Annotated in this window: 26 protein-coding genes and 1 pseudogene; 19 read left to right on the top strand and 8 right to left on the bottom strand. The window is 74.5% G+C overall.

Annotation, left to right across the window (positions count from 1 at the left end; all coding sequences use genetic code 11):
- Window positions 1-53: 53 nt before the first annotated feature.
- The 7 genes and pseudogenes from AC07DW_RS25255 to AC07DW_RS25225 all read left to right on the top strand — a co-directional run.
- Window positions 54-1079, top strand: a complete 1026-nt coding sequence (locus AC07DW_RS25255; protein ID WP_478859962.1) for a ParA family protein — start codon at window positions 54-56, stop codon at window positions 1077-1079.
- A complete protein-coding gene (locus AC07DW_RS25250) occupies window positions 1064-1576 on the top strand; it encodes a hypothetical protein (RefSeq protein WP_478859961.1) in 513 nt (170 codons plus the stop codon). Before AC07DW_RS25255 ends, AC07DW_RS25250 begins: the two co-directional genes overlap by 16 nt.
- A 50-nt stretch (window positions 1577-1626) precedes the next feature.
- Window positions 1627-2670 carry a segregation and condensation protein A gene (locus AC07DW_RS25245; RefSeq protein ID WP_478859960.1) on the top strand — a complete coding sequence of 348 codons (1044 nt, stop codon included), beginning with the start codon at window positions 1627-1629 and terminating at the stop codon, window positions 2668-2670.
- Window positions 2670-3272 carry an SMC-Scp complex subunit ScpB gene (gene scpB, locus AC07DW_RS25240; RefSeq protein WP_478859959.1) on the top strand — a complete coding sequence of 201 codons (603 nt, stop codon included), beginning with the start codon at window positions 2670-2672 and terminating at the stop codon, window positions 3270-3272. The genes AC07DW_RS25245 and scpB overlap by 1 nt, the downstream gene beginning before the upstream one ends.
- Window positions 3272-4444: a pseudouridine synthase gene (locus tag AC07DW_RS25235; protein ID WP_478859958.1), complete on the top strand. Its 1173-nt coding sequence runs from the start codon at window positions 3272-3274 to the stop codon at window positions 4442-4444. The genes scpB and AC07DW_RS25235 overlap by 1 nt, the downstream gene beginning before the upstream one ends.
- A gap of 246 nt (window positions 4445-4690) precedes the next feature.
- Window positions 4691-5440: an NUDIX hydrolase gene (locus AC07DW_RS25230; RefSeq protein WP_478859957.1), complete on the top strand. Its 750-nt coding sequence runs from the start codon at window positions 4691-4693 to the stop codon at window positions 5438-5440.
- A pseudogene (locus AC07DW_RS25225) lies at window positions 5437-6335 on the top strand (ADP-ribosylglycohydrolase family protein); the annotation flags it as partial. The gene AC07DW_RS25230 and the pseudogene AC07DW_RS25225, both read left to right, overlap by 4 nt.
- A 275-nt stretch (window positions 6336-6610) precedes the next feature.
- Here the strand turns inward: AC07DW_RS25225 and AC07DW_RS25220 are convergent.
- The 3 genes from AC07DW_RS25220 to AC07DW_RS25210 are packed head-to-tail and all read right to left on the bottom strand — an operon-like array spanning window position 6611 to window position 8235.
- Window positions 6611-7351 (bottom strand): nucleotidyltransferase domain-containing protein, encoded by a 741-nt coding sequence (locus AC07DW_RS25220; protein ID WP_478859956.1) that lies wholly within the window; start codon window positions 7349-7351, stop codon window positions 6611-6613.
- 10 nt (window positions 7352-7361) lie between these two features.
- Window positions 7362-7850: a Rieske (2Fe-2S) protein gene (locus AC07DW_RS25215; protein ID WP_478859955.1), complete on the bottom strand. Its 489-nt coding sequence runs from the start codon at window positions 7848-7850 to the stop codon at window positions 7362-7364.
- Window positions 7851-7902: 52 nt separating this feature from the next.
- A complete protein-coding gene (locus AC07DW_RS25210; protein WP_478859954.1) occupies window positions 7903-8235 on the bottom strand; it encodes a DUF952 domain-containing protein in 333 nt (110 codons plus the stop codon).
- Window positions 8236-8356: 121 nt separating this feature from the next.
- Between AC07DW_RS25210 and aroH the strand changes: the two genes are divergently transcribed.
- The 5 genes from aroH to der all read left to right on the top strand — a co-directional run bounded on the left by aroH (window position 8357) and on the right by der (window position 12773).
- Window positions 8357-8719: a chorismate mutase gene (gene aroH / locus AC07DW_RS25205; RefSeq protein WP_478859953.1), complete on the top strand. Its 363-nt coding sequence runs from the start codon at window positions 8357-8359 to the stop codon at window positions 8717-8719.
- Entirely contained in the window at window positions 8716-9801 is a 1086-nt protein-coding gene (locus AC07DW_RS25200; protein WP_478859952.1) for a prephenate dehydrogenase, read from the top strand. Before aroH ends, AC07DW_RS25200 begins: the two co-directional genes overlap by 4 nt.
- A gap of 153 nt (window positions 9802-9954) precedes the next feature.
- On the top strand, window positions 9955-10617 hold the full coding sequence (gene cmk, locus AC07DW_RS25195; protein WP_478859982.1) for a (d)CMP kinase: 663 nt from the start codon (window positions 9955-9957) through the stop codon (window positions 10615-10617).
- Complete coding sequence (locus AC07DW_RS25190) at window positions 10575-11255, top strand: lysophospholipid acyltransferase family protein (protein WP_478859951.1); 681 nt, start codon at window positions 10575-10577, stop codon at window positions 11253-11255. The genes cmk and AC07DW_RS25190 overlap by 43 nt, the downstream gene beginning before the upstream one ends.
- A 69-nt stretch (window positions 11256-11324) precedes the next feature.
- Window positions 11325-12773: a ribosome biogenesis GTPase Der gene (gene der / locus AC07DW_RS25185; RefSeq protein WP_478859950.1), complete on the top strand. Its 1449-nt coding sequence runs from the start codon at window positions 11325-11327 to the stop codon at window positions 12771-12773.
- A gap of 85 nt (window positions 12774-12858) precedes the next feature.
- Here der and AC07DW_RS25180 read toward each other — a convergent pair whose 3' ends face one another.
- Together AC07DW_RS25180 and AC07DW_RS25175 are read right to left on the bottom strand one after the other, a co-directional pair.
- Window positions 12859-13149, bottom strand: a complete 291-nt coding sequence (locus AC07DW_RS25180; RefSeq protein ID WP_478859949.1) for a hypothetical protein — start codon at window positions 13147-13149, stop codon at window positions 12859-12861.
- A gap of 194 nt (window positions 13150-13343) precedes the next feature.
- Window positions 13344-14135 (bottom strand): hypothetical protein, encoded by a 792-nt coding sequence (locus AC07DW_RS25175; protein WP_478859948.1) that lies wholly within the window; start codon window positions 14133-14135, stop codon window positions 13344-13346.
- A 192-nt stretch (window positions 14136-14327) separates the two neighbouring features.
- Here AC07DW_RS25175 and AC07DW_RS25170 point away from each other — a divergent pair, with 192 nt between their 5' ends.
- A complete protein-coding gene (locus tag AC07DW_RS25170) occupies window positions 14328-14945 on the top strand; it encodes a LysM peptidoglycan-binding domain-containing protein (protein ID WP_478859947.1) in 618 nt (205 codons plus the stop codon).
- Here the strand turns inward: AC07DW_RS25170 and AC07DW_RS25165 are convergent.
- From AC07DW_RS25165 to AC07DW_RS25155, 3 genes are read right to left on the bottom strand one after another with little or no spacing between them, the layout of a single operon-like run.
- Entirely contained in the window at window positions 14896-15594 is a 699-nt protein-coding gene (locus AC07DW_RS25165) for an ABC transporter ATP-binding protein (RefSeq protein ID WP_478859946.1), read from the bottom strand. The genes AC07DW_RS25170 and AC07DW_RS25165 overlap by 50 nt on opposite strands.
- Window positions 15591-18158 carry an ABC transporter permease subunit gene (locus AC07DW_RS25160; RefSeq protein ID WP_478859945.1) on the bottom strand — a complete coding sequence of 856 codons (2568 nt, stop codon included), beginning with the start codon at window positions 18156-18158 and terminating at the stop codon, window positions 15591-15593. Before AC07DW_RS25160 ends, AC07DW_RS25165 begins: the two co-directional genes overlap by 4 nt.
- 7 nt (window positions 18159-18165) lie before the next feature.
- Window positions 18166-18561, bottom strand: coding sequence for a hypothetical protein (locus AC07DW_RS25155; RefSeq protein ID WP_478859944.1), 396 nt, complete (start codon window positions 18559-18561; stop codon window positions 18166-18168).
- Window positions 18562-18656: 95 nt separating this feature from the next.
- Between AC07DW_RS25155 and AC07DW_RS25150 the strand changes: the two genes are divergently transcribed.
- The 6 genes from AC07DW_RS25150 (at window position 18657) to AC07DW_RS25125 (ending at window position 24253) form a co-directional block, all read left to right on the top strand.
- Window positions 18657-19181: an MTB12 C-terminal domain-containing protein gene (locus AC07DW_RS25150; protein WP_478859981.1), complete on the top strand. Its 525-nt coding sequence runs from the start codon at window positions 18657-18659 to the stop codon at window positions 19179-19181.
- The gene (locus AC07DW_RS25145) at window positions 19156-20445 is read left to right on the top strand and encodes an ABC transporter substrate-binding protein (RefSeq protein ID WP_478859943.1); all 1290 of its coding nucleotides are present in this window, start codon (window positions 19156-19158) and stop codon (window positions 20443-20445) included. Before AC07DW_RS25150 ends, AC07DW_RS25145 begins: the two co-directional genes overlap by 26 nt.
- 128 nt (window positions 20446-20573) lie before the next feature.
- Complete coding sequence (locus AC07DW_RS25140) at window positions 20574-21857, top strand: glycosyltransferase family 4 protein (protein ID WP_478859942.1); 1284 nt, start codon at window positions 20574-20576, stop codon at window positions 21855-21857.
- The gene (locus tag AC07DW_RS25135) at window positions 21854-22660 is read left to right on the top strand and encodes a hypothetical protein (RefSeq protein WP_478859941.1); all 807 of its coding nucleotides are present in this window, start codon (window positions 21854-21856) and stop codon (window positions 22658-22660) included. The genes AC07DW_RS25140 and AC07DW_RS25135 overlap by 4 nt, the downstream gene beginning before the upstream one ends.
- A 54-nt stretch (window positions 22661-22714) precedes the next feature.
- On the top strand, window positions 22715-23713 hold the full coding sequence (locus AC07DW_RS25130; RefSeq protein ID WP_478859940.1) for a helix-turn-helix transcriptional regulator: 999 nt from the start codon (window positions 22715-22717) through the stop codon (window positions 23711-23713).
- A 324-nt stretch (window positions 23714-24037) separates the two neighbouring features.
- The gene (locus AC07DW_RS25125) at window positions 24038-24253 is read left to right on the top strand and encodes an I78 family peptidase inhibitor (protein WP_478859939.1); all 216 of its coding nucleotides are present in this window, start codon (window positions 24038-24040) and stop codon (window positions 24251-24253) included.
- Window positions 24254-24394 lie beyond the last annotated feature (141 nt).

The raw sequence follows: 24394 nt of genomic DNA, 5'->3' as shown, positions 1-24394 counted from the left end.
TCGCTGTCCGATCCTTCGCGGCCGGCCAGCAGCACAGGACGACAGCCCACACGATGAAGACGACGGACGGCCCACACGTGAACGCCATGGCCGGCAACGAGAGTGGCCGAGAGTCCACCCACTTCGCCGCCTACGACGAAGTCCCCGAGGGGCACTTCTACGACCCCGACGCCGAGTACGAGCCCGATCCGGAGTACGCGGCCACCCTCGCCCCCGACGCTGCCCGCCAGCGCCGCGAGCGGATCGGCCCCACCGGACGGCCCCTGCCGTACTTCCCGATCCCGGGACCGCTGACCGACCACGGCCCCGCGAAGATCATCGCGATGTGCAACCAGAAGGGCGGCGTGGGCAAGACCACGTCGACCATCAACCTGGGCGCCGCGCTCGCGGAGTACGGACGACGGGTGCTGCTCGTCGACTTCGACCCGCAGGGAGCCCTGTCGGTCGGCCTCGGGGTGAACCCGATGGAGCTCGACCTCACCGTCTACAACCTGCTCATGGAGCGGGGCATGTCGGCCGACGAGGTCCTGCTGAAGACCGCCGTGCCCAACATGGACCTGCTTCCCAGCAATATCGATTTGTCAGCCGCCGAAGTGCAGTTGGTGAGCGAGGTCGCGCGCGAGTCGACGCTCCAGCGGGCGCTCAAGCCGCTGCTCAACGACTACGACTACATCGTGATCGACTGTCAGCCGTCGCTCGGTCTGCTGACCGTGAACGCGCTGACGGCGGCCCACAAGGTGATAGTGCCGCTGGAGTGCGAGTTCTTCGCGCTGCGTGGTGTCGCGCTGCTCACCGAGACCATCGAGAAGGTTCAGGAGCGGCTCAACCCCGAGCTGGAGCTCGACGGCATCCTCGCCACGATGTACGACTCGCGCACGGTGCACAGCCGGGAGGTGCTCGCGCGGGTCGTCGAGGCCTTCGACGACCACGTGTACCACACGGTGATCGGCCGGACCGTGCGCTTCCCGGAGACCACGGTCGCGGGTGAGCCGATCACCACGTACGCCTCGAACTCGGTCGGTGCGGCCGCCTACCGCCAGCTCGCCAGGGAGGTGCTCGCCCGGTGTCACGCCGAGTGAGTCTGCCCGGTGCCGACGAGCTGTTCCGTACGACAGGGGGCATGGCGCTCCAGTCGTCGACCCCGCGCCGCCAGAACGGCGAGCCGCGGGTGCCGGCGCCGGCGGGCGAGAGCGACCCGGGGGCGGCGGTGCCCGCCTCCGCCCCCGAGGAGCACGCGGCCGCCGAGGCGGACACCGCGGAGCCCCGCAGCCGCGAGGCGGAGCCGCCCGCGAAGACGGCGCCGGGGACCGCCCAGGCCGGTGCTCCGGCCCGGCGCCGGGGCCGCGGGGCGAACCGGCGCCCCAGCGGGCGTGAGCGGCACGACGAGAAGATCACGGTGTACGTCTCCGCCGAGGAGCTGATGGACCTGGAGCACGCGCGCCTGGTCCTGCGCGGCGAGCACGGCCTGGCCGTCGACCGCGGGCGCATCGTCCGCGAGGCGGTCGCCGTGGTGCTGGCCGACCTGGAGTCGCGGGGCGACGCGAGCATCCTCGTGCGGCGCCTGCGCGGGCGCTGACGGTAGCCTGCGCGGGCCGCCGCCCGTTCCTCGCCCCGCCCAGGACCACGATGCCCCCGACCGACGCTTCCTCGCCCCGCCGCCGTGCCCTCGGCCGCGGTCCGGGCGCCGCACGGCCGGAGGCCCCCCTTCAGGCCCCCCGCCCCCCGGACGCCCCCGAGCCGGTGCCGGACCCGCCGGAATCGCCGCCCCCGCCGCCCCCGGCCGACCCCGCAGCGCCGGACGCCGCCCCAGAGCCGCCGGCGCCCCTCCAGGGGCCCGCCGAGGCGCCGGCGGCGGCCCGGGAGCCCGGCGACACCGGCGACGCCAGGGACGCCGACGGGCGGTTCACCGTCCGGCTGGCGAACTTCGAAGGGCCGTTCGACCTCCTGCTCCAGCTGATCTCCAGGCACAAGCTGGACGTCACCGAGGTCGCCCTGTCGAAGGTCACCGACGAGTTCATGGCGCACATCCGCGCCATGGGGCCCGACTGGGACCTGGACCAGACCACCGAGTTCCTCGTCGTCGCGGCCACCCTGCTCGACCTGAAGGCCGCGCGGCTGCTGCCCGCCGCCGAGGTGGAGGACGAGGCGGACCTCGCACTGCTGGAGGCACGGGACCTGCTGTTCGCGCGGCTGCTCCAGTACCGCGCCTACAAGCGGGTCGCCGACATCTTCGGCGAGCGGCTGGACAGTGAGGGGCGGCGGTACCCCCGTACCGTCGGCCTCGAACCCCACCACGCCGAGCTGCTGCCCGACGTCGTCATCAGCATCGGCGCCGAGGGGTTCGCCCGGCTGGCCGTCAAGGCCATGCGGCCCCGGGCGAAGCCGCAGGTGTACGTCGAGCACATCCACGCCCCGCTGGTCAGCGTCCGCGAGCAGGCCGGGGTGGTCGTCGCCCGGCTGAAGGAGCGCGGCGAGGCGAGCTTCCGGGAGCTGGCCGAGGACGCCCCGGACACGCTCACCGTCGTCGCCAGGTTCCTGGCCCTGCTGGAGCTGTACCGGGAGAAGGTCGTCGCCCTCGACCAGGAGGAGGCGCTGGGTGAACTCGTGGTGAGGTGGACCGGGGCGCAGGACGCCGCCGTGACGGACGAGTTCGACCAGGAGGAGTCGTGATGGAGCTGAAGCCGGCCCTGGAGGCCGTCCTCATGGTCGTCGACGAGCCGGCCACGGAGGAGCACCTCGCCAAGGTGCTGGACCGCCCCCGGCGCGAGGTGGCCGACGCGCTGCGCGAGCTGGCCGACGAGTACGACGTGCACGGGCGCGGCTTCGAGCTGCGGCTCGTCGCCGGCGGCTGGCGGTTCTACACGCGGCCCGAGTACGCGGAGGCCGTGGAGAGCTTCGTCCTCGACGGGCAGCAGGCCCGGCTCACCCAGGCCGCGCTGGAGACGCTCGCGGTCGTCGCGTACCGCCAGCCGGTCAGCCGGTCGAGGGTCTCGGCGGTGCGCGGGGTGAACTGCGACGGGGTCATGCGCACCCTCCTCCAGCGGGGTCTGGTCGAGGAGGCGGGCGCGGAACCCGAAACAGGTGCGATCCTGTACAGGACGACGAACTACTTCCTGGAGCGGATGGGCCTGCGCGGCCTGGACGAACTCCCCGAGCTCGCGCCCTTCCTCCCCGAGGCGGAGGCGATCGAGGCGGAGTCGCAGGAAGGGGTCCCGTCGTTCGATCCGGACGCTCCGGATTCCGAGCAGGCAGACGACAAGACGGAACTTTGATGCGAAGCAGCAGCGGCAGGAACAGCAGCGGAAACAACGGCGGGAGCCGTGGTGGCAACAGCGGCGGCCGCGGAAGCGGTAGCAGCAGCGGCGGCCGCGGCGGCAGCGCGGGTGGCGGCGGTCACCGGGGCGCCGGTGGCGGCGGTGGCCGTGACGACAGGCAGGGCGGCGGCGGACGGCCGCGCAACCCGCGTCCCGAGGAGCGCCGCTACGACGTGGGCGGCACGTCCGAGGCCCCGAAGAAGGGCCGCGGCGCCGCGGCCCGCGGTGGCGCGAAGGGCGGCCCCAAGGCCCCGCAGGGCGGCACCCCGCCCCGTCGTGGCCCGCACGGACAGCGGCATGCCCCGGCCCGCTCGCGCGAGCTCGACGCCAAGATCGAGCAGCGCAACCGCGACCGGTACGCGGACCGGCCGGAGGTCAGGACGCCCAAGACCTTCCCGGGCGCCGAGCAGGAGGGCGAGCGGCTCCAGAAGGTGCTCGCCCGGGCCGGTATGGGCTCGCGCCGCGCGTGCGAGGAGCTGATCGAGCAGGCCCGTGTCGAGGTCAACGGCGAGATCGTCCTGGAGCAGGGCAAGCGTGTCGACCCCGAGCACGACGAGATCAAGGTCGACGGTCTGACCGTGGCGACCCAGTCGTACCTCTTCTTCGCGCTGAACAAGCCCGCCGGCGTCGTCTCCACGATGGAGGACCCGGACGGCCGTCAGTGCCTCGGCGACTACGTCACCAACCGCGAGACCCGGCTCTTCCACGTCGGGCGCCTCGACACCGAGACCGAGGGCATCATCCTGCTCACCAACCACGGTGAGCTGGCCCACCGCCTCACGCACCCCAAGTACGGGGTGAACAAGACCTACCTGGCCGCCATCACCGGCCCGCTCCCGCGCGAGGTGGGCAAGCGGCTCAAGGACGGCATCCAGCTGGAGGACGGCCTCGCCCGCGCCGACCACTTCCGGGTGGTCGAGCAGACCGGCAAGAACTACCTGGTCGAGGTGCAGCTCCACGAGGGCCGCAAGCACATCGTGCGCCGCATGCTCGCCGAGGCCGGCTTCCCGGTCGAGAAGCTCGTGCGGACCGCGTTCGGCCCGATCCAGCTCGGCGACCAGAAGTCGGGCTGGCTGCGCCGCCTGACGAACACGGAGGTCGGCATGCTGATGAGGGAAGTCGGTCTGTAACAGTCCATAGCCGTACGAAAAGCCCGTGGCCTGCTGGAAGGCCGCGGGCTTTCGTGCTTGTGGGGCACCCCCGTGGCCTTTATAGTCAAGGTGACTCTTAAAGGGGGATGGCGTGCACGTCGCCGACAGGACCGTCTTCATCACCTCCGCCGCGCCGGGCCGGCGGACCTGGACCCACGGGGGTGGACCAGGCCCCGACGCCCGCGCGGCGGAGGTGGTGGGGACCCGCACGGCGCGGCGGCGCGCATGAGCGCCCCGCGCCCGGAAGCCCGGCGCCCGGACGGCTACGACCCGCACGCGTTCGAGCCCTTCGCCGTCACCGTCGACCTCGCCGTCTTCACCGTCCGCGACGAGCGGCTCCAGGTGCTCCTCGTCCAGCGGGGACAGGAGCCCTACCGGGGCTCGTGGGCCCTGCCCGGGGGCTTCGTCCTGCCCCGGGAGTCCGCCGGCCGGGCCGCCCGCCGCGAACTCGCGGAGGAGACCGGCCTGTCCGGCGCCACCGTCGCCCGGCTGCACCTGGAACAGCTGCGCACCTACAGCGACCCCGACCGCGACCCCCGGATGCGCGTCGTTTCGGTCGCGTACACCGCCCTCGTACCGGACCTGCCGGAACCACGCGGCGGCGGCGACGCGGCACACGCCCAGTGGCTGCCCTACGGGTCGTACGGCCCCCTCGCCTTCGACCACGACACGATCCTCGCCGACGCCCACGAGCGCGTCGGCGCCAAGCTCGAGTACACCTGCCTCGCCACCGCCTTCTGCCCGCCCGAGTTCACCCTCGGCGAGCTGCGGCAGGTGTACGAGACGGTCTGGGGCGTCGAACTCGACCGCCCCAACTTCCGGCGCAAGGTCCTCGCCACACCCGGCTTCGTCCAGGCCGTGGAAGGACCGCCGCGCCTCACCGGCGGACGGGGGAAACCGGCCGCTCTGTACCGGGCGGGCCAGGCCACGGCCCTGCACCCGCCACTGCTGCGACCGGAGGGACGGCAGAAATGATCACGTCCAGGACCATCACCAAGCAGGCGGCCACCGGCTCGCTCATCGGGCTCGCGCTCGGCGACGCGCTGGGCTTCCCCACCGAGTTCCACGACGTCCCGTCCATCCTCGCGAAGTGCGGGCCCTGGCGGGGAATGACCCTGCCCACGCCGGCCTTCGTCACCGACGACACCCAGATGACCCTCGCGGTAGGCCGCGCCGTCCGCACGGCCCTCGCCCGCGGCGCGCTCGCCCCCCAGTGGCTCACCCGCCCGCTGCGCGACGAGTTCGTCGCCTGGTACCACTCGCCCGAGAACAACCGGGCGCCGGCCGCACCTGCCTGGTCGCCTGCGAGAACCTCGACGGCGACCGCCCCTGGCAGCAGGCCAGCCAGATCGGTTCCAAGGGCTGCGGCGCCAACATGCGGGTCGCCCCCATCGGCCTCGTACCGGGACTCAGCCAGGAGCAGCGCGCCGGTGCCGCCCAGCTGCAGGCCGCCCTCACCCACGGCCACCCCACCGCCCTGGCCGCCTCCGACCTCACCGCCCAGGCCGTCCACCTGCTGACGCGGGGCGCCGAACCCCTCGGCCTGGTCGGGCGCCTGCGCTCCTACGCGTACGACAACCGCTCCCGCTACCGCGAGCAGTGGCTCGGCGACCTGTGGACGTACTCCCACGACGCGACGCCCCAGGCGTTCATCCAGCGGGGCTGGGACGAGTGCGCGGACGCCCTGAGCAGGCTGGACACTGCGCTGCGCACGGCCGATCCGGAAACCGACCCGTGCCTGCTGACGGGCGAGGGCTGGATCGCCGAGGAGGCGCTGACCACCGCGCTGCTGTGCTTCCTCCAGTTCCCCGAGGAGCCGCTCACCGTCCTGCGCCGCGCCGCCTGCACCAAGGGCGACTCCGACTCCATCGCCTGCCTCGCCGGAGCCTTCGCCGGGGCCCATCTGGGCGCCGGTGCCTGGCCCAAGGAGTGGGCGGACCGCATCGAGCACGGCAGCGAGCTTCTGACGCTGGGGGCGCTCTGGGACGCTTAGGTCCCTGACCGCACTCCCGGAGCTCCTCGACCTGGCCTCCGTCGTCGCCGCACAGCCGGCACGGAGCGGCCACCGGCGTGGACACCGGGCGGGTGCGGGCCGACGCGGAGGCGCTGCACACCGTCCTGGACGAGGCGCGGGCGGCCTCCGCGCTACCGGACGCCCCCGCCGCCCACGACGTCCTGCACGGCTTCGTCGTACGGGTCCGACTGGAGGGCCGACGCCCGCCGCGTACGGAACAGGAAGTCCTCGACCGCCCGCCGGTCCGGCCCGGGCGGCAGCGGCGAGCCGGCCACCGCCTCGTCCGCCTCGGCGGCGAGGCGGGACATCCACGCCTCCACCTGCGGCCACGGCACCTCGCCCCGCTTGACCGCCAGCAGCCGCTCGCGGTCGTCGCCCACCCGGATCACCAGCTCGCCGGTGCGCAGCAGGTCCCGGCAGCTCGCCAGCAGACGCAGCAGGTGCATGGCGTGCTTCCAGCGGGGCGCGCCGTACTGGCGGACATCCGCGTCGAGCTTCCGGCGCTGCCCGCTCGCGTACCGGACGAACGTCCGGTGGGCCTCGCGGGAGAGGAACGCGGAGCGCAGCGCCAGCAGTTCGCGCCCGGTGTCGTCGACGCGCTCGACGAGCGGCGAGTGCAGGCACTCCAGGATGTTGGGGTTGGCCCGCAGGGCCAGCTCGCAGAACCGCTCCAGTTCCCAGCTGAACTGCTCGTCCGCCGGGCCCTCCACATGCGTGGGCGGCTTGTCGAAACGCCACTGGAGCGCGGTGGGGGCCAGGAACACACCGCGGCGGTCGGTGTCGCTGTCGTCGGTGGCCAGCCCGAAGGCGCGCGACCCCATGACACAGGAGTAGATCGTGTGGTCGCGCACCAGTTCGTGGGGGGTCGGCATGCGCCAGACCCTATGCCAGGCGGATGGTGCCTCCCGCCACGGTGATCCGCTCGGCGGGCAACGGCCGGGTCGCCGGGCCGCGCGCCACCGAGCCGTCCGCGATGCGGAAGCGGCTGCCGTGGCAGGCGCAGTTGATCGTGCCGTCCTCCACGGTGGCGACGACGCAGCCCTGGTGGGTGCAGACCGCGGAGAAGGCCTTGAACTCGCCCTCCCGCGGCTGCGTCACGACGACCTTCCGGTCCTTGAGGACCGCACCGCCGCCGGACGGGATGTCCGACGTCCTGGCCAGTTCTCCGGCCTCGGGCGCGGACGCGGAAGCCGACGCGGAATCCGGTGGGACGGCGGGGGAGGACGCGGGGCCGGTCGCGGAACCGGCCGGCGTCATGGGAGCGGTGGTGGCCGGTGGGGCGTCGCCCGAGCCGTCGCCGCAGCCGGCCGCCAGGGCGACGGTGGCGGCGGCTCCGAGCACGGTACGGCGGGAGGCGGGGACTGGGTTCATGAGCGGCATCCTGGCGCCGTACGCCCTCGGGCCGAAGTCACCGCGCTGCCGGTTACGCCCAGGGGGCGAGCCCTGTGACACGGCCGGCCGCATCCCGGCGGACCTCCCGCACGCCCGTGACGGCGGCGGGGTCGAGCGGACCGTACACATGCGGGAACAGCCGGCCGCCCGAGGGCTCCCAGCGGACCTCCGCGGTGAGCCGCGCCTCGTCGAGGTCCAGCAGCAGCAGCGGCCCGGGCACGTCCCGGTAGTGGGCGCCGGCCACGGCCAGTGCCGTCTCCTCGTCGGGGGAGCAGTGCACGAACCCCTCCGAGGCCAGGGACGCGGGACGGTGAGGAACCTCCGGACCGGCCCACTCGGCGGCCGGTGCGATGTGAAGCAGCATGCCCACAGTCTGCACCCGGAGGGACCGCCCCACCGTTCTGCATGCCGGACGGATCGGGCGCCGGCGGCCGGGCTGACTAGGCTGAACGACAGCACAGAGGCACCAGGCGAAGGAGCGGGACGTGGCGGTACGAGCGGTCCGAGGGGCCGTCCAGCTGGAGCGGGACGACGCCGGGCACATGCGGGACCGGGTGGGCGAGCTGCTCACCGCCGTACTGGAACGCAACGACCTCGTTGCCGACGACCTCATCAGCCTCTGGTTCACCGCCACGCCGGACCTGCACAGCGACTTCCCCGCCGCGGCGGTGCGCGAGCTGGGCATCGTGGACGTACCCCTGATCTGCGCGCAGGAGCTCGACGTCGCCGGCGCGATGCCCCGCGTCGTGCGCCTGCTCGCCCACGTCGAGACCGGCCTTCCCAAGTCCGCCGTCGCGCACGTCTACCTCGGCGCCGCGGCCGCCCTCCGCAAGGACATCGCCCAGTGAGAACCGCCGTCGTCATCGGAACCGGACTGATCGGCACCTCGGCAGCCCTGGCGCTGGCCGGGCGTGGCATCGGCGTCCACCTCGTCGACCACGACCCGGACCGGGCCCGCACCGCCGCCGCGCGCGGGGCCGGCACCGAGGAGCCGCCCGAGGGCCCCGTCGACCTCGCCATCGTCGCCGTACCGCCCGCGTACGTCGCCGCCACCCTCGCCGACGCCATGCGCGGCGGGATCGCCCGCGGCTACCTGGACGTCGCCAGCGTCAAGGGCGGGCCCAAGCGGGAACTGGAGGCGATGGGCCTGGACCTCTCCGCGTACATCGGTACGCACCCGATGTCCGGCAAGGAGCGCTCGGGTCCGCTGGCCGCGACGGCCGACCTGTTCGAGGGCCGCCCGTGGGTGCTGACCCCCACCCGGGACACCGACACCGAGGTGCTGAACCTCGCCCTGGAGCTGGTCGCCCTGTGCCGGGCCGTCCCGGTCGTCATGGACGCGGACACGCACGACCGGGCGGTCGCGCTGGTGTCGCACACCCCGCAGCTGGTGTCGTCGATGGTCGCCGCGCGGCTCGCGGACGCCGACGAGACGGCGGTACGGCTGTGCGGGCAGGGCATCCGCGACGTGACCCGCATCGCGGCCTCCGACCCCCGCATGTGGATCGAGATCCTGTCGGCGAACCCCGGTCCCGTCGCGGACGTCCTCGCCGGGGTGGCCGCCGACCTCGACGAGACGGTCCGGGCGCTGCGGGCGCTGCAGTCCGCCGACGAGGACGAGCGCCGCGACGGCGCCACCGGCGTCGAGGACGTCCTGCGCCGGGGCAACGCCGGCCGCGCCCGCGTCCCCGGCAAGCACGGCGGCGGCCCGGTCGCCTACGAGACGGTCGCCGTCCTCCTCAGCGACCAGCCCGGTGAGCTCGCCCGCATCTTCGCCGACGCGAGCCGGGCGGGCGTCAACGTCGAGGACGTCCGCATCGAGCACGCGACGGGCCAGCAGGCGGGTCTCGTCCAGCTGATGGTGGAGCCCGCCTCCGCCCCGGTGCTGGCCGCCGCCCTGCGGGAGCGGGGCTGGGCGCTGCGCCAGTAGGGGCGCGGGGGGCCCGCGGGGCGGCCGGGCCGGGGGTGTAGCCCGAATGGGTGCAAGGGGTGGCGGCAGCAGTCGGTAACCTTGTGCAGGGCCCCTCGGCAACCGGCCGGCCCTCTCCCCCGTACCAGGAAGGTGTCCGACACCGTGGAATCCGTGATCGTCGCCATCGACGGGCCCTCCGGCACGGGCAAGTCGAGCACCTCCAAGGCGGTCGCCGCCAAGCTGGGGCTCAGCTACCTGGACACCGGCGCCCAGTACCGGGCGATCACCTGGTGGATGATCACCAACGGGGTGGACGTCGACGACGCCGACGCCGTGGCCTCCGCCGCCGGGAAGCCCACCATCGTCTCCGGGACCGACCCGTCCCACCCGACGATCACCGTCGACGGGGTGGACGCCTCCGGACCCATCCGCACGCAGGACGTCACCTCCAAGGTCAGCGCCGTCAGCGCCGTCCCTGAGGTGCGCGAGCGGATCACCGAGCTGCAGCGGTCCATCGCCGCGGGCGCCGAGCAGGGCATCGTCGTCGAGGGGCGGGACATCGGCACCACCGTCCTGCCGGACGCCGACCTCAAGATCTTCCTCACCGCGTCGCCCGAGGCCCGTGCCGCCCGCCGCTCCGGCGAGCTCAAGGGCGCCGACGTCCACGCCACCCGCGAGGCACTGATCAAGCGGGACGCGGCCGACTCCAGCCGCAAGACGTCGCCGCTCGCCAAGGCGGACGACGCCGTCGAGGTCGACACCACCGAGCTCACCCTCCAGCAGGTCATCGAGTGCGTCGTCACGCTCGTCGAGGAGAAGCGGGCCGCCGAGTGACCCCATCCCCCCAGGGCGCCGCCGTCGGCCGGGGCATCGGCATCGGGCTGATGTACGGGCTGTGGAAGCCGCGCGTCCTCGGCGCCTGGCGGGTCCCGGCCTCCGGGCCCGTGATCTTCGCCGTCAACCACGCGCACAACCTCGACGGCCCCATGCTGATGGGCACCGCGCCCCGGCCCGTGCACTTCCTGATCAAGAAGGAAGCCTTCAAGGGGCCTCTCGGCCCCTTCCTGGAAGGCATCGGCCAGCTGAAGGTGGACCGCGGCGCACCCGACCGCACCGCCATCACCGCCGCCCTGAACGTGCTCGCGGGCGGCGGCGTCCTCGGTATCTTCCCGGAGGGCACCCGCGGCACGGGCGACTTCGCCTCCCTGCGGGCGGGCCTCGCGTACTTCGCCCTGCGCGGCGGCGCCCCGATCGTCCCGGTCGCCGTCCTGGGAAGCACCGACCGCCGCGGACGGTTGATAAAAGCACTGCCCCCGCTGCGCAGCGGCGTCGACGTCGTCTTCGGCGACGCCTTCGAGGCGGGCGACGGCTCCGGCCGCCGCACCCGCGAGGCGCTGGACGACGCCACCGTACGCATCCAGGAGAAGCTCACCGCCCACCTGGAAAACGCCAGGCGCCTCACCGGGCGCTGAGCGAGACTGAGTCTTGAGTAGCGGATCACTCGATCCGCCGATGACGATGATGAACGAGGAACGGACTTCATGAACGACCAGCACGACCACGGGGCACTCGGCGACACCGAGTACACGGAGTTCATGGAGCTCGCCGCCGAAGAGGGCTTCGACGTGGAGGACGTCGAGGGCGCGATCGAGGAGGCCGGGCACGGCCCGCTCCCCGTCCTCGCCGTCGTCGGCCGGCCGAACGTCGGCAAGTCGACCCTGGTGAACCGCATCATCGGCCGTCGTGAGGCCGTCGTCGAGGACAAGCCCGGCGTCACCCGGGACCGCGTCACCTACGAGGCGGAGTGGGCCGGCCGCCGCTTCAAGGTCGTCGACACCGGTGGCTGGGAGCAGGACGTCCTCGGCATCGACGCCTCCGTCGCCGCCCAGGCCGAGTTCGCCATCGAGGCCGCCGACGCGGTCGTCTTCGTCGTCGACGCCACCGTGGGCGCCACCGACACCGACGAGGCCGTCGTCAAGCTGCTGCGCCGCGCCGGGAAGCCCGTCGTCCTCGCCGCCAACAAGGTCGACGGCCCCTCCGGCGAGGCCGACGCCTCCATGCTCTGGTCGCTGGGCCTGGGCGAGCCGTTCCCCGTCTCCGCCCTCCACGGCCGCGGCACCGGCGACCTCCTCGACGAGGTCTTGAAGGCCCTCCCCGAGGCCCCGGAGCAGACCTTCGGCACCGCGGTCGGCGGCCCGCGCCGCATCGCGCTCATCGGCCGCCCGAACGTCGGCAAGTCGTCCCTGCTCAACAAGATCGCGGGCGAGGAGCGGGTCGTCGTCAACGAGATGGCCGGCACCACCCGCGACCCGGTCGACGAGCTGATCGAACTGGGCGGTACGACCTGGAAGTTCGTCGACACCGCCGGTATCCGCAAGAAGGTCCACCTCCAGGAGGGCGCGGACTACTACGCCTCGCTGCGTACCGCCGCCGCCGTCGAGAAGGCGGAGGTGGCCGTCGTCCTCATCGACACGACGGACTCCATCTCGGTCCAGGACCAGCGCATCATCACCATGGCCGTCGAGGCGGGCCGCGCCCTCGTCATCGCGTACAACAAGTGGGACGAGCTCGACGAGGAGCGCCGCTACTACCTGGAGCGCGAGATCGAGACGGAGATGCAGCAGGTCGCCTGGGCGCCGCGCGTCAACGTCTCGGCCGTCACCGGCCGCCACATGGACCGGCTCGTCCCGGCGATCGAGACGGCGCTGGCCGGCTGGGAGACCCGCGTCCCGACCGGACGGCTGAACGCCTTCCTCGGCGAACTGGTCGCGGCCCACCCGCACCCCATCCGGGGCGGCAAGCAGCCCCGCATCCTCTTCGGCACCCAGGCGGGGACCAAGCCGCCGCGGTTCGTGCTGTTCGCCTCGGGCTTCCTGGAGCACGGCTACCGCCGGTTCGTCGAGCGCCGGCTGCGCGAGGAGTTTGGTTTCGAGGGCACCCCGATCCACATCTCGGTGCGGGTGCGCGAGAAGCGCGGCCGCAAGAAGTGACGCGCACGCGCCCACCGGGCGCATGACGACGGCGGGGCCGGAGCGAACGATGCGCTCCGGCCCCGCCGTCATGTCCGCCGCCGGGTCACAGCCCCCTGCGGGGCGCCGGTGGCAGCGCCGCCGGTACGTGGTGGTGGCCGGTGGCCCGGCGCATCGACTGGACCGGCTGCCAGCCGCTGGTGTAACCGCCGTGGTGTGTCTGGTACGACCCCGCGCCACCGCCCGGCCCGGACGAACCGAACGACGTGAACCCCAGGTCCTCCTCGCCGCTGCGGTCGCCGGGCAGGGTCCTGAACGACCTCAGGTACTCGGAGTACAGCGCGTCGTAGATCGGCGTGGCCGACGGGGCGGACAGTCCGTCCTGCGTGGACCGCATGGCGGGAATCTGCTGGTACGGCTGGCGGGAAGACTCGTATGCGTGCACGTATGAGCCAACGACCTCACCGCCCTTCGGATGCGGCCCCGGTGCGGAAAACGCCGGGCGCGGCGAGGGCGGCGCGTACCCGCTCCGCGTGCCGGGGCGTGCGGCCGGGCCCTCCGCGGTCCGGCCCCCCGTCGCCCCCGGGTGCATCAGGTACCGGCCAGCGGCATCGCCGCCGCGACCAGCCGGCCGTTCGCCGCCGCCTTCTCCAGCGCGTCGCGCAGCAGGTCCTCACGCGGCTGCTGGCCGATGGAACCGACCGGGGCCGCGAAGACCAGCACCGTGTGCGACCTGTTCGCCGCCGCCCGCCAGCCCTCGGTGACCTGGAGCGGCTGGTGGGCCTGCCACCAGGCGACCGGGCTGCCACCGCCCGTGCCCGGCTGGAGGATGGCGTGCAGCTGGCCCATGGCGAGCAGCACCGACCAGCCGGCGATCGGGCTGGGCTTCTGGTTGACGTCGCCCACCGGCAGGAAGCCCTGCTCGATGAGCAGCGGCAGGAACTCGTCGCTGACGCCGGCCGACCCGGGACGTGCGATGGGCGCGGTCGGCTCGACCACGAGAGCCGGGTGCAGTTCGTTGTCGATCAGCACCAGACCGCTGGTGACGCCCAGGACGGCCTGGTCGCCGGCCGGCGCGGGCGCGGCGGGGGCCGCCGCCTGCCCCTCCGCGCCGGTGATCGACCGGACGGCGCCCTGGAGCTGCTCCTCGGCGACCTTGACGACCTGGGAGGGGATGCAGGTGGCGTGGGCGAAGGCGAGGACGGCGGTCTCCTCGCCCACGAACAGGACGGTGCTGGTGCGCTCCTGCTCGGAGTCGCCCGGGGTGCGGCAGGAGGTGCAGTCGTAGCTGCCCGGGGCGTTCTCGCCGGCGAGCAGCCGGTCGGCTTCTTCGTCGCCGATCTCGGCGCGTACGTCCTCGCTGACGTCGAGCATGCGGGGCACGGGTGGCTCCTCGGACTCGTTGCGTGCGAAGCCGGGCGGTTCCCGGCTCGTCTCATGAAGGGTTCAACGGGTGATCTGCGGCCGGAGTCACGGGTCGGCCGCGCCTCGGTGCGTCGGCCGACCGGGTGGGGCCGGGCCGCCGCACCGCGCGGCGGCGCCACCGGGCGCGGTCGCCCCGTCTAGCGTGGGCCGATGCCGAAGATCCGTTTGTGGCCGGGCGCACTGCCCGCCGTGCTGCTGCTCGCCTGGGGAACGACGGGCGCGGTCGCGGCGCCGGCCGGGCCCGGCTCCCACCCGCCCCCGCCCGCACCCGGGCCCGGGGCCCGGCCCGTGTCCGCCGCCGACTGCGCCCGCGACCAGTGGCCCTGGGGCTGCGTCGCGGACTGCGAGAGCGGCGGCCGCTGGCACCTCGACACCGGCAACGGTTTCTACGGCGGGCTGCAGTTCAAGCAGTCCACCTGGGAGACGTACGGCGGTCTCGCCCACGCCCGCCGCGCCGACCTGGCGACCAGGCCGCAGCAGATCGCGGTCGCCGAGGAGGTGCTGCGCTGGCACGGGTGGAACGCCTGGCCCGTCTGCTCCAAGAAGTACGGGCTCTCCGGCCGCGCCCACACCGTCCAGCCGGACGACACCCTGACCCACGTGGCGCGGCGCTTCAAGGTGCCCGGCGGCTGGAAGGCGCTGTACAAGGCCAACGGGAAGGTCGTGGGGAGCGACCCGAACCGGATCCGGCCGGGCATGATGCTCACCCTCCCCGGCCTCAAGCCCGCTCCGAAGGCGGCCGCCGTTCCTCCGCCGCTCGGAAAGTGAACTCGGCCAGCTCACCGCTGAAGGACACGGTCCCGCGCCGCAGTTCGTGGACCGGCGACCCGCCGGGCAGATCCGCCGGCGGGCGCTGCTCGGCCACCACCACCGCCGTGCCGTGCCGGTCGGCCAGGCCGCGCAGCAGGCGGTGGGTACGGGCCGCGACGGCCGGTGACATGCCGAGGCCCGGCTCGTCGACGAGGACGACCCGCGCGGGCGCGAGCAGCGCGCGGGAGAGGGCGAGCATCCGCTGCTCGCCGCCGGAGAGCGTGCCGGCGGGCCGGGCGAGCAGCGGGCGGAGCTCGGGGTAGGCGTCCAGGGCGGGCGCGGGATCCCGGCCCCGGGCGCCTAGCGCGAGGTTCTCGGCGACCGTGAGCGTGGCGTACAGCGCGCGACGGTCCGGTACGAAGCACAGGCCGCGGCGCGCCCGGTGGTGGGCGGGCAGCCGGGTCACGTCGGCGCCCCGCCACACGACCCGCCCGGCGCTCAGCGGCACCGTGCCGGCGAGGGCGCGCAGCACGGTCGTACGCCCCGATCCGTTGCGGCCCAGCAGCACCGTGACGGCGGCCGCCGGGACGGGGAGGTCGACGCCGTGGAGGGCCTCCAGGGGGCCGTAGCGGACGCGGGCGGAGCGCAGCGCGATCTCGACGCTCATGGCACGATCCGCCCCGCCTCCATGACGTGCACGGTGTCCGCGACGCCGGCGACCAGGTCCAGGTCGTGCTCGACGACCAGCACGGCGGTCCCGTCCGCCGCGAGGGCCTTGAGCACCCGGGCGAGCGCCGCGGCCTCGGTCGCGTCCAGCCCGGCGGCCGGTTCGTCGAGCAGCAGCGTGTGCGGCTGCCCCGCCAGGGCGCGGGCCACCTCGACGCGGCGCAGGGCGCCCGTGGACAGCCCGCCGGCGGGCAGGTGGCGGGCCGCGGTCAGCCCCAGGAGGCGCAGGGCGCGCTCGACGGCGTACGGATCGTCGCGCACGCGGCCCTGCTCCCCGCCGACGCGGACGTTCTCCTCGACGCTGAGCGACGGGAACACGGCCAGCTCCTGGAACGTGCGGGCGATGCCGAGCCGGGTGCGGGCATGCGCCGGGCGGGCGGTGATGTCGGTGCCGTCCAGGCGGACCCGGCCGGCGGTGGGGCGGGCGGTGCCGGCCAGGCAGTGGAACAGGCTGCTCTTGCCGGCCCCGTTGGGCCCGACCAGCGCGGTGACCCTGCCCGGCGCCACGAGGAGGTCCACACGGTCGAGTGCGGTGAACCCGGCGTAGCGCAGGGTCAGGCCGTGGGCCTCCAGCCCGCGGACGGGGGCGGGCGCGGCGGGCCGCCGCGCCGGGGGACGCGCGGGGCGGACCGGCGGCCGGCGGCGGAGCGCCGGGCCCTCGGAGAGGCGGGCGCCGGTGCCGGCCGGGTGGCCGGGCGCGCCCGGCTGACGCGTGCCGTGCGGGCGCCGGGCCGCGCCCGGCAGGAGGGACGCCGGCGGGGGGACACGAGCCGTGAACGCGGCCAGCAGCCCGATCACGGCCGCCGCCGCGCCACCCCGGGCACCCGCGTCGAGGCCGACCAGCAGGGCCGCGGCGGCCAGCGGCGACAGCAGGCTGTCGGCGCCCAGCACCAGGACGGCGGCGAACCACAGCAGGCCGCGCACCGGGTCGTACGCCGCCGGGTCGAAGGCCTGGACGCCCATGCCGAGCAGGCCGCCGCCCAGCGCTGCCAGGGCGGCGCCCGCCACGAAGGCCATGACCTTCAGGGCCGGGACCCGTACGCCCGCCGCCTGCGCGCCCGCCTCGTGGTCGCGCAGCGCGGCCAGCGCCCTGCCCGTACGGCCCCGGCGCAGGGCGGCGACCAGCAGGAGGGCGCACGCCAGCACGGCGAGCTCCACCGCGTAGTACGCGCGGTCCGGTGCCAGGCCGGCCGGACGCGACAGCGTCAGCCCCGCCGTCGCGTACGGCTGCGCGAAGACGAACCGGCTCACCGCCACCCCCACCGCCAGCGTCACCAGCGCCAGGGCCAGGCCGTGGCGGCGGATCGCCGGCCCGCCGGTGAGCAGGCCCAGCGGGGCGACCAGCACCACGGCCACCAGCAGCGCGGCCGGCTCCGCCAGGGCCGGCAGGCCCGGGAAGCGGCCGGCCGCCAGCAGCGCCGTGAACAGCGCGCCAAGACCGGCGTACGCCGCCTGGCCCAGCGAGATCTGACCGCCCCGGCCGGTGACCACGACCAGGGACAGCAGAACCACCGCCAGCGCCGGCACCTGGACCGCCGTCCGCAGGTCGCTCCCGGCGAAGCCGAGGGGCAGCAGATACAGCACCCCCGCGGCCACCCACAGCCACGCCGGGACGCGCGCCCCCGCCGGGGAGGTGCGCGGCACGGCGTCCCGCGCCCCCACCCCCGGCAGCACCAGCGCGGCGACCAGCAGGGCGACGACGAACAGGTTGGTGGCGACCGCCTGGACCAGCGGCCCCGCCCAGCCCTCCGGGTGGAAGCGGGTCAGCTGGGCCTGGGCGAGGCCGATGGCCAGCGCCGTCGTCACCGCCGCCGGCAGGCTCCGCATCCGGGCGGCCACCGCCACCGCGATCACCTCGACGACCAGCAGCGGAAGCCCGTACGGGTCGAGCCGGACGTACGGCGCCAGCAGCACGCCCGTCAGCCCCGCCGTGAACGACCCGAACGCCCAGCCCGCCGCCGACACCCGGTCCGCGGCGATCCCGCTCAGCACCGCCAGCTCCCGGTTGTCCACCACCGCCCGCAGCTCGCGCCCCAGCCGTGTCCACCGGGTCACCGCCCCGACCGCGCCGCCCACCAGCAGCACCGTCGCCGGCTGCGCCCACGGGTCGTCGCCCAGCAGCACCGGCGCGTCCGCCCGCGCCCCGCCGCCCCACACCAGGGCCGCGCCGCCGACGAGGAGCACGAACACCCCGATCGACGCCACCAGGGTCCTGGCCGGGTCCGGGCCCAGCACCGCCGCCGGCCGGAACACCGCCCGCTCCAGCACCAGCCCGATGCCGGGCGCCACCACCAGCAGGGTCAGGCACGCGGCGAGCGGCAGCGGCCAGCCCGACTCCACCACCAGGTCACGCAGCACGTACGCGCAGACCATGGCGATCGCGCCGTGCGCGAGGTTCAGCACGCCCGTCGCGCGATAGGTGACGATCAGCCCGATCCCGGTCAGGGCCGCCGCGCTGCCCACCGCCAGCCCCGCCAGCAGCAGTTCGTACGTCAGCGAGGACACCGGGGCGTCAGCCCTCCGGCTCGCACACCGGGCACGGGTCCAGCGCCGCGTCCCCGACCGGCACCGCGTCCGCCTTGCCCGCCACCAGCGGGCAGTCCGGGCGGTGCGCCAGCGTGCCGCCCGGCACCCGGACCGGCGGGGCTCCGGAGGAGGGGCGGTCCGCCTCGTCGCCGGGCTCCCGCACCGCCCCGTGCCCCGGGGGCCGCGGGGGCGGCCCGCCGGCCAGCAGCACCGCCCCGGCGACCAGCAGCGCGGCGCCGGGCACCGTGCACGACGCCAGGTAGGGGACCTGCCGCTCCGCGAAACGCTCGCCGGACGCCCCGTACCAGCCCAGCACGCACAGCACCGCGCCGGTGGCGGCGGCCACGATCCCGCCCCACCACAGCACCCGTGACGTCGGCATCCCGAACCCTCCGGCTGGCGATGTATGGCGATTCCTTGCACTATGCCCAGGAAGGCCCAACAAGGCACAGACCCCGGAACCCGGCGGTGAGCCAGATGGTCCACAAGAACCCCCGCAAGCGCCCCCGCACGGCGGCCCTGGCCGCTGTCGCGGTACTGGCACTGGTACCCGTCGCGGCCGGCTGCGGTGACGGGGACGGCAGCGAGCCGCGGAGCTCCCCGACGCCCACCGCGACGGTGACCGGGGGAGAGAACCAGCCCGCCGACCCCGGCGCTGCCCGGCAGGAGATCCGCAAGAACTGGACCACCTTCTTCGACCCGAAGACGCCGATCGACCGGAAGGCCGCGCTGCTGGAGAACGGAGACCGGATGAGGCCCGTGCTCCAGGCCCTCTCCGCCGGCCCCCAGGCGGCCCAGACGTCCGTGAAGGTCAAGGACGTCGCCTTCACGGCCGCCGACCGGGCCGACGTCACCTACGACCTGCTGGTCGCCGGCAACCCCGCCCTGCCGGACTCCAAGGGCACCGCCGTGCACCAGCAGGACACCTGGAAGGTGTCCGTGAAGACGCTGTGCGCCCTGGTCGAGCTCAGCCCCGATGCCTCGGCCGTACCGGGCTGCTGAGACCCTCCTGCTGGCGGCGCTCCTCGCGCTGAGCGCCGCCTGCGGCAGCCGCCTCCCCGAGAGCGACTTCGCGTCGCGGCCCCCCGCGCCGGCGACCGGCGGCGGGGAGCCCGTCCGCGTCGGCATCATCACCGGCGCCACCAGCCCCATCGGCGGCGACGCCCTCACCGGGCCCCGCGACGGGGCGCTGGCGTTCTTCGGAGCACTCAACGCCCGGGGCGGCATCGGCGGACGCCGCGTGGAGGTCACCACCTGCGACGACGGCGGCAGCGGCATCGGCAACGACGCGTGCGTGCGTGAACTCGTCGACGGCAGGCGGGTCCTCGCCCTGGTCGCCACCACCGCCCTCGACTACGCGGGCGCCGCACGCGTCTCCCGCGCCGGCGTCCCCGACATCGGCGGCCAGCCGCTCGGCCCGGCGTACGACACCTACCCGCACCTGTACGGGATCTACGGCAGCTCCGCACCGCGCACCGGGGGGAAGCCCGGCTGGAACGGCGTGCTCACCGGCGGCACCGAGGTGTACCGCTGGTTCAGGCGGGAGCACGGCGCCCGCACGGCGGCCGTCGTCTCCTACAACCAGGCGGCGTCCGCGTCCTACGCCCGGCTCGTCACCGAGGGCCTGAAGGCGGAGGGGTACCGGGTCGTCCCCGAGCAGGTCGACTTCGCCCTCCCCAACTACCGCGCAGTCGCCGCCGACCTCCGCGCACAGGGCGTCGACGTGGTCTTCGACGCCCTCGACGCGCGGGGCAACGCCCGGCTGTGCGAGGCGATGGACGCCGTCGGCGCCACCGTCACCGCCAAGGTCACCAACGTCCAGAACTGGAACCAGGACGTGCCCCGCGACTACAAGGGCGCCCCGCGCTGCCGCAACTCCCTGTGGGCGACCGGCGCCAGCCGCAACCACGACGACACGGCGCACCCCGCCGTACGGGAGTTCCGGCGGGCCATGAAGGGCAAGCCGCTCTCCCAGTGGGCCCTGGAGGGCTGGGCCGCCGCCAGGTGGTTCACGGACGCCGCGCGCTCCTGCCCCCCGGCCGGACTCACCCGCGCGTGCGTCGAACGGTTCGTCAACCGCCCCGAGCCGTACACCGCCGGCGGTCTCCTGCTGCCCGTCCGCTTCGAGCGGCTCCCCGAGCCCCCCAGGACCCGGCACACCTGCCTGTCCGTGGCCCGCTGGCAGGACGGCCGGGGCTGGGTCACCCAGGGCGGCGACATGGACGACAACTGCGCCACCGTGCCCCAGCTGCCGTATCGGCCCTGACCGTCCGGGCCGTCGGAAGCAAAGTACAGTCGCCCTTTGACGACAGACCAGACCGATCAGACCGACCAGGGACCGGACCATCGGACGGGACCACGGGCACGTCCGGACCAGGGGGACGCGGCGACGCGATGCATATCTCTTTCCTGCTGCACAACGCCTACGGCATCGGCGGCACGATCCGCACGACGTTCAACCTCGCCCGGACGCTGGCCGAGCGGCACGACGTCGAGATCGTGTCCGTCTTCCGCCACCGCGAGGAACCGACCCTCGGCGCCCCCGCCGGCGTGACCATGAAGCACCTGGTCGACCTGCGCAAGAACAGCCCCACCTACGACGGCGCGCACCCCGACTACAAGAAGCCCGCCAGGGTCTTCCCGCGCGGCGACGGCCGCTGGAAGCAGTACAGCCGCCTCACCGACGACCGGATCGCCGCCCACCTGAAGGCCCTCCGGGCCGACGTCGTCGTCGGCACCCGGCCCGGCCTCAACGTGCACATCGCCCGCCAGGCCCGCCGCGGGCCCGTCCGCGTCGGGCAGGAGCACCTGACGCTGGACAGCCACGGCTACCGGCTGCGCCGCGAGATCGGCCACCGCTACGCCCTGCTCGACGCGATCACCACCGTCACCGAGGCCGACGCCCGCTCGTACCGCACCAGGCTGAAGCTGCCCGGCGTACGCATCGACTCCGTGCCCAACAGCGTCCCCGCCCCGGCCGTCGAACCCGCCGACTCCACCGCCAAGTGGGTCGTCGCGGCCGGCCGGCTCACCCGTGTCAAGCGATACGACCTGCTCGTCGAGGCCTTCGCGAAGGTGGTCGCCGCCCGCCCCGACTGGCGGCTGCGGATCTACGGCTCCGGCGACGCCACCGGCAACGAGCGCGACGCGCTGCTCGCCCTGATCCAGGCGCGCGGGCTGCACAACCACGTGTTCCTGATGGGCACGGCCAACCCGCTGGAGCCCGAGTGGGTCAAGGGCTCCGTCGCCGCCGTGACCTCACGCCTCGAATCCTTCGGCATGACCATCGTCGAGGCGATGCGCTGCGGCCTGCCGGTGGTCTCCACCGACTGCCCGCACGGGCCGCGCGAGATCATCGAGGACGGCGTCGACGGGCGGCTGGTGCCGGTCGGTGACGTGGACGCGATCGCCGACGCGCTGCTCGCGCTCATCCAGGACGACGACCTCAGGCGCCGTACCGGGCAGGCCGCGCTCGCCTCGTCGCAGCGCTTCGACCCGGTCCGGATCGCCGAACGCCACGAGGCGCTCTTCGCCGAACTCGTCGCCCGCGGCGGCGGCGGGCGCTCGCGCGGCCGGGTCCGTGACGCGCTGCACCGCACCCGAGGGGCGGTCCTGGACGCCGCCTACTCCGCGCGCTACAAAACCGCCGACGTGCTCCGGAGGGGAAAGCCCGCATGAGTGATGCCACCGACCCGGCCCCCGCGCCCGGCGCACCGCCGCGCGCCGACTGCGTCGCGGACTCCGCCGGAGGCATCACCTTCGACATAGCGGTCGTCGACGCGGCCGAGCCGGTACTGGTACTGCGCCGGCGCGGCGGTCCCGGTTCCGGTGGTTCCGGCAACCCGTCGGAGGAGGTCCGGCTGCCGCTCACCCCGGTGGGCGGGGGGCACCTGCGGGCGGTGCTGCCCGGCACGGTGCGGCTCGCCGAGGGCCGCTGGGACGCCTACCTCGGCGACCGGCCGGTCGAGCCGGGCCTCCGCGACCTCCGGGCGCTCGTCGACCGGGTCCCGGACGAGCGGGACGGGGTCTCCGCCCGAATCCCGTACCCCACGGCGGACGGCCGGCTCGCCGTGCGCAGCTGGGTGCGGCGCCCGCACGCCGAGGCGGGCGACATCGTCCTCGGCGAGGGCGTCTGCACGGTCGAGGGGACGCTGTACGGGGCGCGCTGCGCGGCCGGTGCGGTGGCCGAGACGCGGCTGGGCGGGAAGGTCCACCGGGTGCCGGCCGGCGGCGAGGGCGGAACCTTCGCCTTCACCGTCCCGTACGAGCTGCTCGCCGAGCCGCCGATCGCCGCCGAGCAGCTGTGGGAGCTGTGGCTGCGGCCGGACGCCGGAGCGGAGCCGGTGCGGGTCGCCCGGGTCCTGGACGACGTCTGGGACCGGAAGAACGTCTTCGTCTACCCGGCGCACCGGGGCGAGGGGTACCGGGCGGCGCCCTGCTACACGACCGACAACGATCTCTGCGTACGACTCAGCCCCTGATCGAGCAGGCGATCGAGGACCGATCCTGTCCGCGAGCGGTGGCAGACTCGCCCCATGTTGGAGACCTCGGCACGACTGCTGCGCCTGCTGTCCCTGCTCCAGGCGCACCGCGAATGGTCCGGCGCCGACCTCGCGCAGCGGCTGGGCGTCACGCCCCGCACCGTACGGCGTGACGTCGACCGGCTGCGCGAGCTCGGTTACCCCGTCCACGCCAGCCCCGGCACGGGCGGCGGCTACCAGCTCGGCGCGGGCGCCGCGCTGCCGCCGCTGCTCCTGGACGACGACGAGGCGGTCGCGGTCGCCGTCGGGCTGCGCACCGCGGCGGGCAGCGGCATCGAGGGCGTGGGGGAGACCTCGGTGGGCGCGCTGGCCAAGCTGGAGCAGGTGCTGCCCGACCGGCTGCGGCGCCGGGTCAGCGCGCTGACCACGTTCACGGTGCCCCTGCTGCGCTCGGCGGAGTCCCCGGTGGACCCCTCGGTGCTCACCGAGCTGGCGGCGGCCTGCCGGGACGGTGAGCGGCTGCGCTTCGAGTACCGCGACCATGGCGGTTCGGCCACCCGCCGGACGGTCGAGCCGCACCGCCTGGTGTGCACCGAGCGCCGCTGGTACCTGGTCGCCTGGGACGTGGACCGCTCCGACTGGCGGACGTTTCGGGCGGACCGGATCGTCCCCAAGCCGCCGCACGGGCCGCGTTTCCCGCCCCGAACGCCCCCGGCGGAGGACCTGGCGGCCTACGTCTCCGAGGGCGTGGGCAGGAGGGTGTACGCGGCGCAGGCGGTCGTCCGGCTGCACGTCCCGGCCGCCGAGGCGGCGCGGGTCGTCGGCCCCATGGACGGTGTCCTGGAGGCGGAGGGGGAGTCGACCTGCCTGCTGCGCACCGGCGCGGCGAGCCTGGACGTGCTGGTGATCCACGTCGCGCTCATGGGGCTGGAGTTCGAGGTGGTCGAGCCACGTGCGCTCGCGGACCACGTGAGGCTGGTCCGCGACCGTCTCTCGCGGGCGCTGGACCGGTCCGCACCGTCCGGTGGCGGCGCGCCGGCGGTGGGCGGGTGACATGTCGGCGTACTGGGGGAATTCTGCGGCGACCTCGTGAAGGCGCCCCGGGTCGGGGATTATCGTGACGATATGCCGAGCGCTTTTCCGGAGCCTCGGCAATTCATGTCGGCGACGGTCGGCGAACGGGCTCGCGGCCCTGGGGAATTCCCCCGGTAACGTCCTGCGGAAGCGTGCCGGAGTCCCCCGGGAGTGAAGTAAGCCTTACTGAACACATGTCGTGATCCTGTGACACAAGCGTGACCGCGGAGGTACGTGAGGATGGTGGGGCGATGTGTCCCGCCCGGCTTCCGTCACTGTGCGCCGCCCCCTACGGTGAAGGACATGGCACCGATTCCGAGCTCTCCCGCACAGCCCGACGACAGCACCGATTCGTACGTCGGCCTCGACGAAACCGCGGCGGAACGACGCGCCCGCTCCCGCGGCTGGACCACGGTGCGGTCGCTGCCGCCCGGCTCGATCATCACCCTGGAGTTCGTCGCGGGCCGGATCAACTTCGAGGTCGACGACTCCACCGTCACGCGCTGCTGGGTCGGCTGACCCGCACGCCGCCCCGCTCGTACACGGACAGCGGGAGGGGCCCGGGCGACGTGGCCGGGGACCCCCCACTGTCCCTGCTCCCCCCCCCCTCTTCCTCCACCCCCCCTGCCAGGGCGGGAAAACTGCGGTCGGCGACTGCCC

Source organism: Streptomyces sp. NPDC045701, from assembly GCF_056432045.1.
The sequence above is the reverse complement of the archived record's forward strand: the minus strand, read 5'-3'. Positions and strand labels throughout refer to the sequence as shown.

Coding starts and splice junctions, on each gene's coding strand:
- AC07DW_RS25210 (WP_478859954.1), bottom strand. CDS start 8,235: ATGCTGCTTCACATCGCACCGGCCGCCGAGTGGGCCGGTCCGGAGGTT.
- AC07DW_RS25255 (WP_478859962.1), top strand. CDS start 54: ATGAAGACGACGGACGGCCCACACGTGAACGCCATGGCCGGCAACGAG.
- scpB (WP_478859959.1), top strand. CDS start 2,670: ATGGAGCTGAAGCCGGCCCTGGAGGCCGTCCTCATGGTCGTCGACGAG.
- AC07DW_RS25155 (WP_478859944.1), bottom strand. CDS start 18,561: ATGCCGACGTCACGGGTGCTGTGGTGGGGCGGGATCGTGGCCGCCGCC.
- AC07DW_RS25135 (WP_478859941.1), top strand. CDS start 21,854: ATGAGTGATGCCACCGACCCGGCCCCCGCGCCCGGCGCACCGCCGCGC.
- AC07DW_RS25220 (WP_478859956.1), bottom strand. CDS start 7,351: ATGCCGACCCCCCACGAACTGGTGCGCGACCACACGATCTACTCCTGT.
- AC07DW_RS25140 (WP_478859942.1), top strand. CDS start 20,574: ATGCATATCTCTTTCCTGCTGCACAACGCCTACGGCATCGGCGGCACG.
- der (WP_478859950.1), top strand. CDS start 11,325: ATGAACGACCAGCACGACCACGGGGCACTCGGCGACACCGAGTACACG.
- AC07DW_RS25165 (WP_478859946.1), bottom strand. CDS start 15,594: ATGAGCGTCGAGATCGCGCTGCGCTCCGCCCGCGTCCGCTACGGCCCC.
- AC07DW_RS25180 (WP_478859949.1), bottom strand. CDS start 13,149: ATGCGGTCCACGCAGGACGGACTGTCCGCCCCGTCGGCCACGCCGATC.
- AC07DW_RS25145 (WP_478859943.1), top strand. CDS start 19,156: ATGCCTCGGCCGTACCGGGCTGCTGAGACCCTCCTGCTGGCGGCGCTC.
- AC07DW_RS25130 (WP_478859940.1), top strand. CDS start 22,715: ATGTTGGAGACCTCGGCACGACTGCTGCGCCTGCTGTCCCTGCTCCAG.
- AC07DW_RS25215 (WP_478859955.1), bottom strand. CDS start 7,850: ATGAACCCAGTCCCCGCCTCCCGCCGTACCGTGCTCGGAGCCGCCGCC.
- AC07DW_RS25150 (WP_478859981.1), top strand. CDS start 18,657: ATGGTCCACAAGAACCCCCGCAAGCGCCCCCGCACGGCGGCCCTGGCC.
- AC07DW_RS25245 (WP_478859960.1), top strand. CDS start 1,627: ATGCCCCCGACCGACGCTTCCTCGCCCCGCCGCCGTGCCCTCGGCCGC.
- AC07DW_RS25125 (WP_478859939.1), top strand. CDS start 24,038: ATGGCACCGATTCCGAGCTCTCCCGCACAGCCCGACGACAGCACCGAT.
- AC07DW_RS25230 (WP_478859957.1), top strand. CDS start 4,691: ATGAGCGCCCCGCGCCCGGAAGCCCGGCGCCCGGACGGCTACGACCCG.
- AC07DW_RS25170 (WP_478859947.1), top strand. CDS start 14,328: ATGCCGAAGATCCGTTTGTGGCCGGGCGCACTGCCCGCCGTGCTGCTG.
- AC07DW_RS25235 (WP_478859958.1), top strand. CDS start 3,272: ATGCGAAGCAGCAGCGGCAGGAACAGCAGCGGAAACAACGGCGGGAGC.